Source organism: Bradyrhizobium sp. SZCCHNPS1003 (genome assembly GCF_032381555.1).
Lineage (GTDB): Bacteria > Pseudomonadota > Alphaproteobacteria > Rhizobiales > Xanthobacteraceae > Bradyrhizobium.
Map to the genome: position 1 here is coordinate 260,898 of NZ_JAUHIU010000002.1, position 16,513 is coordinate 277,410.

The following is a 16,513-nucleotide window of genomic DNA, read 5'->3' on the forward strand; positions in this document are numbered from 1 at the left end:
TCAAACCGACGCCAGATCGGATAACAAAGAAAATGGAAACGTCCTCCCTGTTCTGCGGCATCATCTCCGGCGAGCGCCGGCGCAGCCACGTCGAAATCGCCGACCGCGCCGCGCGGATCGCCAGCGGCCTCGCGCAGCTCGGCGTGGGCCAGGGCGATTGCGTCTGCATGCTGATGCGCAACGACATCGCCTTCATCGAGGCGGCCTATGGCGCGATGCGGCTGGGCGCCTATGGCGTGCCGGTGAACTGGCACTTCAAGCCGGAGGAGATCGACTACATCCTCAAGGACTCCGCGACCAAGGTGCTGATCGGTCACGCCGATCTGCTGCATCAGCTCGCCGGGGCGATACCGGCCGATGTCACGGCGCTCAGCGTGCCCACACCGCCGGAGATTCTGTCCAACTACAAGATCGGCGCGGATCTGCTCGCAACACCGGAGTTCGCAATCGAGTTCGAGGGCTGGCTTGCCCAGCAGAGCCCTTACGAAGGGCCGCAGGTGCCACAGCCGCAGAACATGATCTACACCTCGGGCACGACCGGTCATCCCAAGGGCGTGCGCCGCAATGCGCCGACGGTGGAGCAGGCCGCGTCGGCCGAGCGCATGCGAGCGTTGATCTACGGCTTGAAGCCGGGCTCGCGCGCGCTCTTGCCGGGGCCGCTGTATCATTCTGCCCCGAATGCGTTCGGCCTGCGTGCCGGACGTCTCGGCGGCGCGCTGGTGCTGATGCCGCGCTTCGAGCCGGAAGAATTTCTCGGCATCATCCAGACAGAGCGGATTGATACGATCTTCATGGTGCCGACGATGTTCATCCGGCTGATGAAGCTGCCGGAGGAGGTTCGCCGCCGCTACGACGTATCGTCGCTGCGCCATGTCATTCACGCTGCCGCGCCGTGCCCGGCCGACGTCAAGCGCGCGATGATCGACTGGTGGGGGCCGGTCATCTACGAGTTCTACGGCTCGACCGAATCCGGCGCCGTCACCTTCGCAACCTCGGAGGACGCGCTGAGGAAGCCAGGCACCGTCGGCAAGGTCTCGCCGGGCGCCGAGCTTCGTTTCCTCGGCGAGGACGGCCGCATCCTGCCGCAGGGCGAGGTTGGCGAGATCTATTCGCGCATCGCGGGCAATCCGGATTTTACCTATCACAACAAGCCGGAGAAGCTTGCCGAGATCGACCGCGACGGCTTCATCACCTCGGGCGATGTCGGCTACATCGATGCCGAGGGCTACGTCTTCCTGTGCGACCGCAAGCGCGACATGGTGATCTCCGGCGGCGTCAACATTTATCCGGCCGAGATCGAAGCCGTATTGCATGCCGTGCCCGGCGTGCACGATTGCGCGGTATTTGGCATTCCCGATGCCGAGTTCGGGGAAGCCCTGATGGCCGTGGTCGAGCCGCAGCCCGGCGTCGTGCTGGACACCGGCGAGATCAGACACCGGCTCAGGGCTTCGCTGGCCGACTACAAGGTGCCCAAGCACATCGAAATCCAGGACAAATTGCCTCGTGAGGATTCCGGCAAGATCTTCAAGCGGCGGCTGCGCGACCCCTATTGGGCGCAGGCAGGGCGAAAGATCTGATCGATTGGCGGCTCTCAGCGATGAGAAGACGTCACGTGAGCATTGAATAGGGCAGGCGACGCCTCCTTCTTGATCTTGCGCTGCGGTATAGATACGGCAGACTGACCCGTAAATGGGCAGCTGCTGGAGAGCGCATCCATGTCGCCGCAAACCATGACAGAGGAAATCCGTCCCAACCGCGCTGCCGAGGCGCAGGCCATGGAGGAGGATGCGCGGCTGCGGGACGATATCCGGCTGCTCGGCCGCATCCTCGGCGATACGGTCCGCGACCAGGAGGGCGCCGAATTGTTCGACCTCGTCGAGCGCATCCGCCAGACATCGGTGCGCTTCCACCGCGACGAAGACCGCCAGGCGCGGCGCGAGCTGGAGCAGATCCTCGACGGCATGACGACGGCTGAGACCGTCCGCATCGTCCGCGCCTTCAGCTATTTCTCTCACCTCGCCAACATTGCCGAGGACCAGAACAACATCCGGCGCATGCGTGCCAAGAGCGATTCCAATGGCGGGGCCGGCATGCTGGCGGCGACGCTCGCTCACGCCAAATCCGCCGGGTTCGAGGCTTCCGATCTGCGCAAGTTCTTCTCGACGGCGCTGGTCAGCCCGGTCCTGACCGCGCACCCGACAGAGGTGCGGCGCAAGAGCACGATGGATCGCGAGATGGAGATCGCGATGCTGCTCGACCGCCGCGAGCGGATGCAGCTGACGCCGGATGAGCGCGAGGCCAATGACGAGGCGCTGCGCCGCGCCGTGCTGACCTTGTGGCAGACCAACCTGCTGCGCCGGACCAAGCTGACGGTGCTCGACGAGGTCACCAACGGGCTGTCGTTCTACGACTACACGTTTCTGCGTGAGGTGCCGCGGCTGCTGTGCTCGCTCGAGGATCGGCTCAATGACGGAGCGGAGGTGGCGGGCGATCTCGCCTCGTTCCTGCGCATGGGGAGCTGGATCGGCGGCGATCGCGACGGCAATCCATTCGTGACCGCCGAGGTGATGCGCGGAACGCTCAAGCTGCAATCCAGCCTGGCGCTGCACTACTATCTCGAGGAGCTGCATCTGCTCGGCAGCGAGCTGTCCATCGCCGCGCATCTCGCCGATGTCTCCGAGGAGCTGCGTGCGCTGGCCGAGCGCTCGCCGGACACGTCGCCGCATCGTCACGGCGAGCCTTATCGCCTGGCGGTGTCCGGCATCTATGCGCGCTTGGCGGCGACGGCGAAGAAGCTCGGTATCCAGATCAGCCGCCTTCCCGTGGCGGCGGTGGCGCCTTACGACAGCGTCAAGCAGATGCAGGATGATCTCGACGTGCTGCATCACTCGCTGGTCGCCAACAATGCCGAGGTGATCGCCCGCGGGCGGCTGCGGCTGCTGCGGCGTGCCGTGGATTGCTTCGGCTTCCATCTGGCCCGGCTCGACATCCGCCAGAACTCGGCGGTGCACGAGCGAACGGTCGCCGAGCTGATCGACACCGCGATGCCCGGCATGTCCTATATGGCGCTGAGCGAGGATGCGCGGGTCGGCCTGCTTGTCAGCGAGTTGCGCAATGCGCGGCCGCTCGTATCGCAATTCGTCAAGTACAGCGACGAGACCATCGGCGAGCTCGCGCTGTTCCGCGCCGCTGCCGAGGCGCACGCGACCTTCGGCGCCGACGTGATCCCCCAGTGCATCATCTCGATGTGCAAGGGCATGTCCGACATGCTCGAGGTGGCGTTGCTGCTCAAGGAGGTCGGCCTGATCGATCCCTCGGGCCGCTGCGCCGTCAATATCGTGCCGCTGTTCGAGACCATCGAGGACCTGCAGGCCTCCAGCGCCATCATGGACCGCATGCTGGCGCTGCACGATTACCGCCGCCTGGTCGACAGCCGCGGCGCCGTGCAGGAGGTCATGCTCGGCTATTCCGACAGCAACAAGGACGGCGGCTTCGTCACCTCGGGCTGGGAGCTCTACAAGGCCGAGATCGGCCTGGTCGACATCTTCGAACGCCATGGCATCCGGCTCAGGCTGTTCCATGGCCGCGGCGGATCGGTCGGCCGCGGCGGCGGTCCGAGCTATGACGCCATCATCGCCCAGCCCGGCGGCGCCGTGAACGGCCAGATCCGGATCACCGAGCAGGGCGAGATCATCTCCAGCAAGTATTCCAACGCAGAGGTTGGCCGCAACAACCTGGAGATCCTCGCCGCGGCGACGCTCGAAGCGAGTCTGCTGCATCCGCGGCAGCCGGCGCCGAAGCGCGAGTATCTGACTGCCATGGATCGGCTCTCGGAGCTCGCCTTCAAGGCCTATCGGGGCCTCGTCTACGAGACCGACGGCTTCGTCGAATATTTCTGGGCCTCGACGGTCATCAACGAGATCGCCACCCTGAACATCGGCAGCCGCCCGGCGTCGCGCAAGAAGACGCGCGCGATCGAGGACCTGCGTGCGATCCCCTGGGTGTTCTCCTGGGCGCAGTGCCGGCTGATGCTGCCGGGCTGGTACGGCTTCGGCAGCGCGGTCGAGACCTGGATCGCGGAAAATCCGGAGCAGGGCATGCCGTTCCTGCGCGAGCTTTATCAGGAATGGCCGTTCTTCCGCATGCTGCTGTCGAACATGGACATGGTGCTCGCCAAGAGCTCGATCGCCATCGCCTCGCGCTATGCCGAGCTGGTCCCGGACGAGGCCCTGCGCGAAAAGATTTTTGGCCGCATCCGGCGCGAATGGAATCTGGTGATCGAGACGTTGCTCGATATCATGGGACAGGAGCGCTTGCTGCAGGGCAATCCGCTGCTGGAGCGCTCGGTGCGCAACCGCTTTCCGTATCTCGATCCGCTCAACCACGTGCAGGTCGAGCTTCTCAAGGAGCACCGCGCGCAGAACCCGGACGAGCAGGTGCTGCGCGGGATTCAGCTGACGATCAACGGCATCTCGGCGGGGTTGAGAAATACGGGATAGCTCGGCTGTAACCACAGACTCTCTGTCGTCCCGGCGAACGCCGGGACCCATAACACCAGGGAGTAGTTTGGGGCGAATGCGTTGTCGACCTTCGCCTATCACGGCCGCCGCGGCGTATGGGTCCCGGGTCGGCGCCACGACGCGCTGCGCGCATCGTGGCTTGCCCGGGACGACAGCGGTGGTGCGACTGATTTGCGGCTCAAGCAGCAAATGACATACGATCTCGTCCTCGCGGCGTTTCGCGCCCGAGTGCATGCAGCGAACATGTCCCTCACGAGAGTGCAAGGGCGCGGGGAATGCCGGGTGAAGGCCTCACCCATGGCCCGCCTGCAGAAAAGAAAGCAGGCGGCAGTCACCACAGGTTCAGCCGAACATCCGGCATTCCCCGCGCGATGTCTTCACGCTTATACGCGATCTCCCCGGTGTGCCGGCTCGTAGACACCGTCGCCCGCGCGATGCGCTGGGCATCACCACGGACTTGACGCCTGCTTCGGGGCGCCAGGACCACGCGATTTCACGTCCGCGGCAAAGCCGTTCGTCCGCGCATCCAGGGACACGCTGCGGCTCAACCGCGGCCATCGCATCCCCGCCTCGCGTGTCGTGACGATCGCGCGCTACGCCCCTTGCATGAGGCGGGATGGCGAGAGAAGAACATGATTTCCGAAAAATAGCAAGCGCTTTATTCGTTTCAGAAGGTGAGGTGCGTCCCTTCGTCGGGTCCCGGTCTTGATTCGGACCCGGAGCCGCAGGCAGATGTGGCTGGGCGAGGAGGATCGACCATCGTGCCTCCCACGTCTCCCTGGGGTTATGGGTCCCGGATCTGCGCGCGCGTACCGCGCGCCTGTCCGGGACGGCAGTGTGAGTGTGGCCCCATCGTTGACGAGGCATCCCCGCTTTCGCAGGGACGCCTCGTAGCAAGGGCGGTTTTCCGGCCTAACAGATATGCGCGCCCTGCGTCTCCACATAGACCGCATAGAGCGATTGGCTCGCGGTCATGAACAGGCGATTGCGCTTCTTGCCGCCGAAGCAGACATTGGCGCAGATCTCCGGCAGCTTGATCTGGCCGATGCGGACGCCATCCGGCGCGAAGATGTGGACGCCGTCATAGCCTTCGCCGACCCAGCCGGCGCCGACCCAGATGTTGCCGTCGATGTCGACCCGCAGCCCGTCCGCGAAGCCCGACTTGCCGTCGAGCGTCATGTCGATGAACGCCTTCGGGTTCGCCAGCTTGTCGCCATTGACGTCGTACTGCCAGATCACGTTCTTGGCGTTCGGATAGTGCGTGATGCCGGTGTCGCAGACGTAGAGCTTCTTGTAGTCGTGGCTGAAGGCGATGCCGTTCGGCTTGAACGGCTCGTCCGCGACCTTGGTGATCGCGCCGGACTGCGCATCGACGCGGTAGACGGCTTCCTTCTGGAACGGCTGGTTGGAGCCGCTGCGGGCGTTCTGCCCTTCATACAGGTTGATCGAGCCGTAGCCGGGATCGGTGAACCAGATCGACTTGTCGCTGGGATTGACGACCATGTCGTTCGGGCCGTTGAGGGGTTTGTCGTTCGCCTTCTCCGCGAGAACGGTGACCGAGCCGTTGTGCTCGAAGCGGACGAGGCGGGTCCGCTCGGCCGTGATCTGCCGTCCTTCATAATCGAAGGTATTGCCGTTCGATTCGTTCGATGGCTTGCGGAACTGCTGGGAGATGTGGCCGTCGTCGTCGAGATAGCGCAGTTGTCGGTTGTTCGGGATGTCGCTCCAGACCAGATACTGCGCCTGCGCGTTCCAGGCCGGACCTTCCGCCCACAGGCAGCCGGTGAACAGACGCTTGATCGTGGTGTTGCCAACCTTGGCCTTGAAGCGCTTCTCGTCGATCACGACGATGTCGGGATCCGGATAGCGTTGCGGCTGCGCGCCCGGTCCGAAATCGCGGGCACCGGCCGGCGAGACTGCCGCTGCCGCCGCGGCAAAGCCGGCGACGCCCTTGAGGAGCATGCGCCGGTCGAAGCCATCAGTTCCGGCCGGCGAATCCTGCGTGAGGTCGTGTCGTGCATTCGTCATCTATGTCCTCCCGACTTTTGTTGGGAGGCGACCATACGACGAAATCATGGCAACGCGCGGGTCGTTTGGATAAAAAACAACTTGAGATGGTGTGCGCTGCAAGCACATTTTGCGCGCTGCAAATCTCAGATCGGATCCCAGCCGAACACGTCGGCGGAACGATCGAGCTTGTAGAACGACGGCTTCAGCGCCGGCATGCCATGCTCCGCAATGGTCTGCGGCGTCCAGCCTTCGCCGCGGTGCACCGAGCGCAGCGGGCGCGACTGGCTCATCAGGAAGATCTCGTTCATGCGAACGGCGAAGATCTGGCCGGTGACGTCTTTCGAGGCATCGCCGAGCAGATAGGCGACGACGGGCGCGATCTTCTCGGGCCCCATCCGCTTCATGCGTTCGACGCGCTCCTTCTCGGCCTCGGTCTCCGCCGGGATGGTGCCGATCATGCGGCTCCAGGCAAATGGCGAGACGCAATTGGAGCGCACGTTGAAGCGGCCCATGTCGAGCGCGATCGACTTCGACAGGCCGACGATGCCGAGCTTTGCCGCGGCGTAGTTGGCCTGGCCATAATTGCCGATCAGGCCTGAGGTCGAGGTGAAATGGACGAAGGAGCCGCTCTCCTGCTCGCGGAACAGCCGCGCGGCGGAGTGAGCGACATAGAACGAGCCCATCAGGTGGACCTTGATGACGGCCTCGAACGCCTCGATGCTCATCTTGTGGAAGATCATGTCGCGCAGGATGCCGGCATTGTTGACCACGCCGTCGAGCTTGCCGAAGTGGTCGGTCGCGGCCTTCACGATCTTGCTGGCCGGGATCGCTTCGGACACGCTCTCGAAATTCGCCACCGCCGTGCCGCCGCGCTTCTTGATTTCCTCGACCACTTCCTCCGCCGGCGCTGCGCTGGTGCCCGAGCCGTCGGAGGCGACGCCGGGATCGTTGACCACGACCTTGGCACCTTCGGCGGCGCACAGCAGCGCGATCTCGCGGCCGATGCCGCGGCCGGCGCCGGTGACGATGATGACTTTGTCCTGGAGCGATTTGGTCATGGGGAGGTCTCCTTGTTTTGCCCCGTCATTCCGGGCTGGTGTGCAGCACCAGACCCGGAATCTCGAGATTTCGGGTTCGCGCTTTCGCGCACCCCGGAATGACGGTGGTTATCCTTCGTTCGTGAAAATAATCGTCCCTGACGCGGCGAACATGCCGCCGACGCCGTGACACACCGAGATCTTGGCTCCTGGTACCTGCGCCGGGGCGATGCCGCGCATCTGGCGCACGCTCTCCTGCAACGCATACATGCCGTACATGCCCGAATGCATGTAGGACAGGCCGCCGCCATTGGTGTTGAGCGGCAGCTTGCCGCCTGGACGGGTGTGACCGGCAGCGATGAACGGGCCGGTCTCCTCATGCGGCATGAAGCCGAGATCGCCGAGCCCGAACAGCGGCAGATGCGCGAACGCGTCGTAGATCATGAGATGGTCGACGTCGGCGTGGCTGATGCCGGCTTCCTTGAAGGCGAGGGGGCCCGCGACCTTGAAGGCACGCGACGAATTGAACGTCTCCATCTGGCTGACCATCGGCGTCTCCACGCTTTCGCCGGTGCCGAGAACATAGACTGGCCTCTGCGGAAAATCCTTGGCGCGATCGGCCGAGGTCAGGATCAGTGCGCCGCCGCCATCGGTGACGAGGCAGCATTGCAGCAGCCGGAACGGATAAGCGATCATGCGCGAGTTGAGGACGTCGTCGACCGTGATCGGGTCCTTCATCATCGCGCGCGGATTCTTCGCCGCCCATTCCCGCTGCACCACCGCGACCATCGCGAGCTGCTCATGGGTGATGCCGTAGGTCTTCATGTAGCGCAGTACGGGGATCGGGAACATGCTGGGCGGCCCTGAGATGCCGAACGGCGCCTCGAACTGGCCCTGCAGACTGTCCGGCGGAATCGAGCGCGGCAGCCTGCCGATCATCGATTTGCCGCTCTCGGCGTGGGTGATCAGCACGGTCTTGCATAGGCCGGCTTCGATCGCAGCCGCGGCGTGGCGGACATGCAGCATGAAGGAGCAGCCGCCGACCGAGGTGCCGTCGACCCAGGTCGGCGTGATGCCGAGATAATGGCAGATCTGCTGCGGCGTCTCGACCGCGGTGGCGAAGCCGTCGATGTCCGACAGCTTGAGCCCGGCATCGGCGATGGCATTCAGCGCCGCGTCCGCATGCAGCTGGATCTGCGACATCGTCGGGATGATTCCGAGCTCGGTGGTCTCGGCCGCGCCGACCACGGCCACCTGGTTTCGACGCATGGCGCTATCCTTTCGCCGGCCGGAACAGGGGCAGGGTGATTTGTTCGTCGAGCGGCTCGAAAGTGACTTCGAGCGGCATGTCGAGCTCCAATGCCTCCGGTGTCTGGGGGCAGCCCGTGATGTTGCTCATCATGCGCGGGCCCTCTTCGAGCGCCACGACGGCAATGGCGTAGGGCGGCGTGAAGCCGGGCGCCGGGGGACGATGGTTGATGACGTAGCTGTAGAGCGTGCCTTTGCCCGTGGCCTTGAAGACGCTGACCTTGCGGCTGGCGCAGGCCGGACAGAACGGGCGCGGCGGGAAGTAGACGTGGGCGCAGGCGTCGCAGCGCTGCAGCCGCAATTCGCCAGCGCGGGTGCCGTCCCAGAAATGCTGCGTCTCGGGTGTCGGTTTGGGGCGTGCACGCATCGGCTCGGCCATCCCGGTTGATCCTCCCTGCGGCGGGCTCCGTCGCCCGCTCCTTTGCATCCGTGATGCGCCATTTGACGCAGACGCGTCAACGGTCCATCACGCTACGCATGCGGCCCTCCGGGAGGCGCAGAGGTGTTTGGACGGCAATTGCCGCCTGATGAAAATTGGTCTTTGATGCGGCCGCATGATCGGAGACGAGATGAAGCTGCGCGACATCGCCCATTCCAGGACCGGCGACAAAGGTGATACCTCGAACATCTCCGTCATCGCCTACGACGCCAAGGATTATCCATTGCTGCTCGCACAGGTGACGGCCGAGCGGGTCAGGGCCCACTTCGCCGGCATTGTCCGGGGCAAGGTGGTCCGCTATGAGCTGCCCAACATTGCGGCGCTGAATTTCGTGATGAGCCGGGCGCTCGGCGGCGGGGTGACCCGCTCGCTGGCGCTGGATGCGCACGGCAAGTCGCTGAGTTCCGCGCTGCTCGATATGGATATCGCGGCCGATGCCGCTGATCACACGCGATAGGACGCCATGACCGCTTCAAATCCGACCCTGGCCGCGCTGGCCGACGATCTCGCCGCTGGCCGCACCACGTCGCGCAAGCTGGTGGAGGCGTGTCTGGCCCGGATCGCCGATCCCGCCGGCGAGGGAGGGCGCGCCTTCATCCATGTCGACAAGGACGCCGCGCTGGCGGCCGCCGACGGCATGGACGCGCTGCGCAAGGCCAATGCCGCGCCGTCGCCTTTCGCCGGCATTCCGGTCTCGATCAAGGATCTGTTCGACATCAAGGGCCAGGTGACCCGTGCCGGCTCGCGCGCGCTCGACGACTCCGCGCCGGCCGAGGCCGATGCGCCTGCCGTGGCGCGGCTGCGCCGGGCCGGCTTCGTCGTGATCGGCCGCACCAACATGACCGAGTTCGCCTATTCCGGCATCGGCATCAACCCGCATTACGGCACGCCGAAGAGCGCCTGGAAGCGCGAGGTCGGCCATGTCCCCGGCGGCTCGTCGTCGGGCGCCGCCGTCTCGATCGCCGACCGCATGGCCTATGGCGCGCTGGGCACCGACACCGGCGGCTCCTGCCGCATCCCCGCCGCCTTCAACGGCATCACAGGCTTCAAGCCGACGCAGGCCCGCGTGCCGCTCGACGGCGGCGTGCCGCTGTCGTCGACGCTCGACAGCTTTGGGCCGCTCGCCAACACCGTCGCATGCTGCGCGATCCTCGACTCGGTGCTGGCCGATGAGCCGATCCGGCCGCTGGCCGCGCGACCGGTGAAGGGTCTGCGGCTCGCGGTGCCCACGACGATCGTGCTCGACGAGCTCGATGCCGAGGTCGCCGAGACCTTTGAGCGGGCGCTGCAGACGCTGGCGAAGCAGGGCGCGCTCATCGAGCGTATCGAATTCCCCGAGTTCCTCGACGTCGGCCTCATCGGCGCGAAGGGCGGCTTTGCCGCGGCCGAGAGCTACGCCTGGCACCGGTTCCTGCTGACAGCCAAGGGCGACGTCTATGATTCGCGCGTCTCCGTCCGCATCCTGCGCGGCGAGGCGATCACGGTGCCGGACTACATCGAGATGCTGAATGCCCGACGCTCGCTGGTGAAGCGGGCCGCCGCGCGCATCGCGCCCTATGACGCGCTGGTGATGCCGACCACCGCCAACGCGCCGCCCAGGATCGCCGATCTCGCCGACGACCAGGTCTTCGCCCGCGAGAACATCCGTGCCCTGCGCAACTGCACCTTCATCAACATGATCGACGGCTGCGCGATCTCGCTGCCGGCGCACCGCCATGGCGAGGTCCCCGTCGGCCTGATGCTGGCGCAATCCGGCGGCAATGACCGCAAGCTGCTGGAGATCGCGGCGGGGGTCGAGGGCGTGGTGCGGGGCTGAGGCGGCGGCTCGGCATGTCTGCGGCTCGGTATCGAGCTACGTGAGCTCGTTTTCGGGGAGCAGCGTTGTCTCTGATCGAGTTTGCTCTACCCCGGAAAACGGGTGGCGCTGGACCAGCCTGATGGCCACATTGCTTGCATGATCAAGGCACGCAAGATGACTCCATCGTCGCCCGAACCCACGCCGCGCCCCAACGCGGTCGACTGGGCGATGGTGGAACGCGACCTCGATGCGCGCGGCTGCGCCGTGTTGACGCAGCTGCTGTCGCCCGACGACTGCCGCGCGCTGGCGGCGCTCTATCCGGACGACCGGCATTTCCGCAGCCGCGTCGTCATGGCGCGACATGGCTTCGGGCGCGGCGAATACAAATATTTCAGCTATCCGCTGCCGGATCCGATCGCGCGGCTGCGGCCGCGTCTCTATGCGCGTCTGGTCGCGATCGCCAATCGCTGGACTGCGACGATGGGGATCGACATCCAATATCCCGCCGAGCACGACGACTTCCTGGCGCGCTGTCATCAGGCCGGCCAGATCAGGCCGACGCCGCTCTTGCTGCAATATGTCGAGGGCGACTACAATTGTCTTCACCAGGATCTCTATGGCGAGCACGTATTTCCGTTGCAGGTCGCGATCCTGCTGTCGGAGCCGGGGCGCGATTTCGAGGGCGGCGAGTTCGTGCTGACCGAGCAGCGCCCGCGCATGCAGTCGCGCGCCGAGGTGGTGCCGCTGCGGCAGGGCGATGCCGTGGTGTTCGCGGTCCACAATCGTCCGGTGCAGGGCACGCGCGGCAGCTACCGCGTCAACATGCGCCATGGTGTCAGCCGGCTGCGCGCCGGCCGGCGGCATACGCTGGGCGTGATCTTTCACGATGCGAAGTGAGGCGCATGACGGCGGATCTGTTCGATGGCCTCGAGTTGGCAGGACCGACCCGCGAGCAGCTCGCGCCCGGCGCAGTGCTGCTGCGCGGCTTCGCGCGGCCGCAGGAGGCGGAGCTTATCACAGCGATCGAGACGATCGCGGCGCAGGCGCCGTTCCGCCGCATGGTGACCCCGGGCGGCCATCAGATGTCGGTGGCGATGACGAGTTGCGGCGCGTGTGGCTGGGTCACGGATCGCAGCGGCTACCGCTATGATGCTGTTGATCCGGACAGCGGCCAGCCATGGCCGGCGATGCCGCCGCTGTTTCATCAACTTGCCGAGGTCGCCGCAAGCGAAGCCGGCTTCGCAGGCTTCGCGCCCGATGCCTGCCTGATCAACCGCTATGAGCCGGGCGCCAGGATGTCGCTGCATCAGGACCGCGATGAGCGTGACATCGGCGCGCCGATCGTCTCGGTGTCGCTCGGGCTGCCCGCGACCTTTCTGTTCGGCGGGCTCAAACGCACCGACAGGACGCAACGCTATCGGCTGGTCCACGGCGACGTCGTCGTCTGGGGCGGGCCGGCGCGGCTCGCATTTCACGGCGTTGCGCCGCTCGCCGACGGTGAGCATGCTCGGCTCGGCCGCCGGCGCATCAACCTGACCTTCCGCCGAGCGCGGTAGTCCTGGCCGGTCTGTGATCTTCCTCGTTTTGCAACGGGCATCCTTGGCTCTATGCTGCCCCCGGGAGAGGGGCCATGAGCACTGTCGAACTTGCGGAGGAGCGAGCGCCGGCGGCGACGCGATTGGGACTTCACCTTGCGCTGCTGCAGCTGGTGTTCACGCTGCTGTGGACGACCTATGTGATCTATCTGCCGAAGCTCGCGGCCCAGGCCGGCGTCGCGCCCTCGGCCGTCGTTCTGATCCTGATGCTGGACCAGGCGATCTTCACATTGTCCGATACCGCGATGGGAGTTGCGGCCGATCGGATCGGGCGCGCGGCCGCGCGCTTCGGCATCTTCGTCGGCCTGCTGACTGCGGTATCCTGCGCCGCCTTCGTCGCGCTGCCGTTCGTGGCGGCCTCCGCAGGTCCAGCGGTCTTCATCGGACTGATCGCGATCTGGGCGCTGACCTCCTCGGTGTTGCGCGCACCGCCCTTGACCCTGCTCGGGCGCCATGCGGCCCGGCCGGCCATTCCGTTCCTGGCAGCGCTGGTCATGCTCGGCTATGGCGTGGCCGGCGCCGTGTCGCCGTATCTCGGCGTGATCCTGCGCGACTACGATCCGCGATTGCCGTTCGTCATCTCATCGGCGGTGCTGCTGCTGACCGCGCTCGGTCTCGCGCGCATCCCGCAGGATGCCGGTCCGGCCGCGCAAGCGCCGGCCAATCCCAAGCCCGAGCCCAAGCCGCTGCGGGGACTGCCGCTGCTGTTCATCGGCGCCATGGTGATCCTCGCGCTCGGCTACCAGCTGCATTTCAGCATCAACAGCTCGGCGTTCTATCTGCGCTTTGCCAAGCCGGAGGATCTGCCCTGGCTGATGCCGGTGTTCTGGATCGGCTTCAACCTCGTGCTGTTCCCGGCCAGCGTCGTGGTGAAGCATCGCGGCGGGCTCATGGTGATGGGAATTGCCGGGCTGCTGGGTGCACTCGCCATCGTCAGTGCCGAGCTCGCGGGTGCGCTGACCGTGCTGATCGTGGCGCAGTTCATCGCCGGTGCGGCCTGGGGCTGCATGATGATGAGCGCCATTTCCGCGGCGCTCGCGATCGGGACGACGGGTGCCGAGGGCAAGGTGACCGGGCTCGTCTTCTCGGCGCTGGCGCTGGCAACCTTCGCGCGGATCGCCGCCGTCGCCGGCGGTCTGCAGAAGCTGCCCGACTACGCACCTCTGGTGCAGTGGGCGCCGGTCGCGTGCTGGCTCGTGGCCGGGGCCGGCCTGCTGGCGATGGCCGCGGCCGGATTGCAGGGACGCCGCGCGTCCCCGCCGTGAGGTCGATCAGATCCCTGGAGGCTTCGACGGATGGATGAAGGCCCAGGGCGAGACCTCGCTGTCGCGAGGCACCTCGATGTCGATCAGATACGGCCCGCCATGGGCGAGCGCGGTCTCCAGCGCCGACTTGAACTGGTCGGGTGACGTGACCTTGCTGGCGGCGACGCCGAAGGATTCGGCGAGCCTGACGAAATCCGGATTGACGAGATCGGAGGCGACGACGCGGCCGTCGAAGCGCTCGCGCTGATCGCGCCGGACATTGCCATAGGCATTGTTGTTGAACACCAGGGTAACGACGCCGATGTTGTATTGCACGGCGGTCGCCAATTCCTGCACGGCGAACATGAAACCGCCGTCGCCGGTGATCGCGACGACAGGCCTGTCGGGATGCGCGACCTTGGCGCCGAGCGCGGTCGGGAAGCCGGCGCCGAGCGTGCCCTGATAGCCCGAGGTGATGAAGGTGCGCGGCTCGTAGACCGGAAAGCCGTACCAGGAAGCGAAGCCGACTTGTGACAACTCGTCGGTGACGATGGCGTCTTTCGGCAGCACCTCGCGCAGCACGTTCAGATAGGCCATCTGCGGCTGCACCTGCTGGATTTCCCGCAAGGTCGCAGCGCTGGCGTCGCGGATGGCCGCGCGACGGCCTGATGTCTTGCGATAGCCCGCTTTGCTGACGGCAGCGGCGAGCGCGGCCGTGCCCGTCTTGGCATCGGCGACGATGCCGGCATCGACGATCAGGCGCCGCATCTCGGCGGGATCGATGTCGATGCGGATCGACTTCAGGCCGTCCGGCTTGAACGGCCAGCGGAACGTGGTCGGCAGCTCCATGCGGGTGCCGATGCCGATCATCAGATCCGTGGTCGGCCAGAGCTTGTAGGCCGCGGCCATGGTGAGCCCGAGCTCGTGCGCATTGGAGACGATGCCGCGCCCGGAGCGGAAGGCGACCACCGGCGCGTCGATCATCTCGGCGAGCTCACGGATTTCCTCGCGCGCCTCGATCGCGCCGGCACCGACGAAGATCATCGGCGTCTTCGATCCCGCAATTAGCGCCGCCGCCTTGGCGATGCGATCAGGATCAGGCTGCGGCGGCGCGAATTGCGCCAGCGGCGTCGCAGCCGCCGTTGCCGCCTTCTGCGTAAAGACGTCCCAGGGCATTTCCAGCGCCGCGGGGCCGCGCCGCCCGGACATCATCTCTTGAAAGGCGCGCGACACGAGCGTCGGCGCGCTGTCGGGGTATTCGATGCGCTCGGCCCATTTGACGAAGGTGCGCAAGGTCGCGAGCTGGTCCGGCATCTCGTGCAGATGGCCGCGGCCACGGCCGAGATAGTCGGTCGGCACCTGGCCCGTGAGGCACAGCACCGGCTCATTGCAGCCGAAGGCGGTGAGCAGCGCAGCACCAGCATTCAGCACGCCGGGACCCGGTACGACGCTGAACACGCCGGGCTTGCCGCTGGCGCGCGCATAGCCGAACGCCATGTAGCCGCAGGCCTGCTCGTGGCGGGCGCCGACGACCTTGAGCTGCGCCTGGTGGAAGGCGTCGAACAGGCCGTAGACCTGCGCGCCGGGCAGGCCGAACACGGTGTCGACGCCGTGGGCGACGAGCCCGCTGACGATGGCTTCGCCGCCGGTCATGGTGGTCATGCTGACATTCCGTTTCTGAACTTCTACAGGGCTTCGTCGACGACGCCGTTGCGCAAGGTGCCGACGCCCTCGGCTTCGATCTCGATGACGTCGCCGGGCTTCAGATAGCGCGGCGGATCGAACCGTGCACCGGCGCCGGTGGGCGTGCCCGTCACGATCACGTCACCGGGGACAAGCGTGGTGAAGGTCGAGATGTAGTTGATGAGGTAGCGGAAGCCGAAGATCAGCCGCGACGTGCGGTCGTCCTGGCGCAATTCGCCATTGACGTGCGTGGTCAGCCTGATGTCGGCGAGCTGGCTCTCATTGGTGTAGGGCACGATCCAGGGCCCGAGGCTGCCCGTCGAATCGAAGTTCTTGCCTTGCGTGACGTTGAATTTCGCATGCCGCACCCAGTCGCGGATCGTGCCCTCGTTGCACAGCGTGAGCGCGGCGATGTGATCCAGCGCCTCGCTCTCCGGAATGTGCCGTCCGGCCTTGCCGATTACGAGGACCAGCTCGCCCTCATAGTCGAGCTGCGGCGAGGCGCGCGGGCGCACCAGCGGCGTGTCATGGCCGACGAAGGAGCGCGGCGTGCGCATGAACATCGACGGATATTTCGGCGCGTCCTGGCCGTCCTTGTACTCGGCGTTGCGATCGGGATAGTTGACGCCGATGCAGATGATCTTCTCGGGCGCGGGGACCGGCGGCTGCCAGCTGATGGCATCGAGGCCATGATCGGGCGACAGCCCGGCTGCGGCATCGATCAGCCGGGGCAGGGCTCCCGCGGCGATCACCTCGCGCAAGGTCGGATAATCCTGGGCGAAACGCGTGGAGAGATCGATGAGGCCCTTGTCGGTCGCAAGTCCGTAGCGGACCGAGCCATCGGCGACATAGGTGGCGAGGCGAGGGGAGGTCATGGGC

General features: G+C 66.0%; 13 protein-coding genes. 7 read left to right on the forward strand and 6 right to left on the reverse strand.

Translation table 11 applies throughout. The features are described 5' to 3' along the window. The first annotated feature begins 32 nt into the window (after nucleotides 1-32). Nucleotides 33-1,577 (forward strand): acyl-CoA synthetase, encoded by a 1,545-nt coding sequence (locus QX126_RS04940; RefSeq protein ID WP_315779638.1) that lies wholly within the window; start codon nucleotides 33-35, stop codon nucleotides 1,575-1,577. 138 nt (nucleotides 1,578-1,715) lie between these two features. After that, nucleotides 1,716-4,499, forward strand: coding sequence for a phosphoenolpyruvate carboxylase (gene ppc, locus QX126_RS04945; RefSeq protein ID WP_315779640.1), 2,784 nt, complete (start codon nucleotides 1,716-1,718; stop codon nucleotides 4,497-4,499). A gap of 933 nt (nucleotides 4,500-5,432) precedes the next feature. On the opposite strand, the gene QX126_RS04950 is transcribed toward ppc, so the two are convergent. The 4 genes from QX126_RS04950 to QX126_RS04965 all read right to left on the reverse strand — a co-directional run bounded on the left by QX126_RS04950 (nucleotide 5,433) and on the right by QX126_RS04965 (nucleotide 9,254). Next, nucleotides 5,433-6,548, reverse strand: a complete 1,116-nt coding sequence (locus tag QX126_RS04950; RefSeq protein WP_315779641.1) for an SMP-30/gluconolactonase/LRE family protein — start codon at nucleotides 6,546-6,548, stop codon at nucleotides 5,433-5,435. A 125-nt stretch (nucleotides 6,549-6,673) separates the two neighbouring features. Continuing rightward, nucleotides 6,674-7,588, reverse strand: coding sequence for an SDR family oxidoreductase (locus tag QX126_RS04955; protein WP_315737265.1), 915 nt, complete (start codon nucleotides 7,586-7,588; stop codon nucleotides 6,674-6,676). A 108-nt stretch (nucleotides 7,589-7,696) separates the two neighbouring features. After that, nucleotides 7,697-8,836 carry a thiolase C-terminal domain-containing protein gene (locus tag QX126_RS04960; protein ID WP_315779642.1) on the reverse strand — a complete coding sequence of 380 codons (1,140 nt, stop codon included), beginning with the start codon at nucleotides 8,834-8,836 and terminating at the stop codon, nucleotides 7,697-7,699. A gap of 4 nt (nucleotides 8,837-8,840) precedes the next feature. Then, nucleotides 8,841-9,254 (reverse strand): Zn-ribbon domain-containing OB-fold protein, encoded by a 414-nt coding sequence (locus tag QX126_RS04965; protein WP_315737267.1) that lies wholly within the window; start codon nucleotides 9,252-9,254, stop codon nucleotides 8,841-8,843. Between the two features lie 190 nt (nucleotides 9,255-9,444). Here QX126_RS04965 and QX126_RS04970 point away from each other — a divergent pair, with 190 nt between their 5' ends. The 5 genes from QX126_RS04970 to QX126_RS04990 all read left to right on the forward strand — a co-directional run bounded on the left by QX126_RS04970 (nucleotide 9,445) and on the right by QX126_RS04990 (nucleotide 13,972). Next, on the forward strand, nucleotides 9,445-9,771 hold the full coding sequence (locus QX126_RS04970; protein WP_315779644.1) for a hypothetical protein: 327 nt from the start codon (nucleotides 9,445-9,447) through the stop codon (nucleotides 9,769-9,771). A 6-nt stretch (nucleotides 9,772-9,777) separates the two neighbouring features. Beyond that, complete coding sequence (locus tag QX126_RS04975; protein WP_315779645.1) at nucleotides 9,778-11,130, forward strand: amidase; 1,353 nt, start codon at nucleotides 9,778-9,780, stop codon at nucleotides 11,128-11,130. A gap of 210 nt (nucleotides 11,131-11,340) precedes the next feature. Then, nucleotides 11,341-12,009, forward strand: a complete 669-nt coding sequence (locus QX126_RS04980; protein WP_409999076.1) for a 2OG-Fe(II) oxygenase — start codon at nucleotides 11,341-11,343, stop codon at nucleotides 12,007-12,009. 5 nt (nucleotides 12,010-12,014) lie between these two features. Beyond that, nucleotides 12,015-12,668, forward strand: coding sequence for a DNA oxidative demethylase AlkB (gene alkB, locus QX126_RS04985; RefSeq protein WP_315779649.1), 654 nt, complete (start codon nucleotides 12,015-12,017; stop codon nucleotides 12,666-12,668). A gap of 74 nt (nucleotides 12,669-12,742) precedes the next feature. Then, the gene (locus QX126_RS04990) at nucleotides 12,743-13,972 is read left to right on the forward strand and encodes an MFS transporter (protein ID WP_315779650.1); all 1,230 of its coding nucleotides are present in this window, start codon (nucleotides 12,743-12,745) and stop codon (nucleotides 13,970-13,972) included. Between the two features lie 6 nt (nucleotides 13,973-13,978). On the opposite strand, the gene QX126_RS04995 is transcribed toward QX126_RS04990, so the two are convergent. Beyond that, on the reverse strand, nucleotides 13,979-15,613 hold the full coding sequence (locus QX126_RS04995; RefSeq protein ID WP_315779652.1) for a thiamine pyrophosphate-dependent enzyme: 1,635 nt from the start codon (nucleotides 15,611-15,613) through the stop codon (nucleotides 13,979-13,981). A 23-nt stretch (nucleotides 15,614-15,636) separates the two neighbouring features. Next, a complete protein-coding gene (locus QX126_RS05000) occupies nucleotides 15,637-16,509 on the reverse strand; it encodes a fumarylacetoacetate hydrolase family protein (RefSeq protein ID WP_315776472.1) in 873 nt (290 codons plus the stop codon). Between the last annotated feature and the right edge of the window lie 4 nt (nucleotides 16,510-16,513).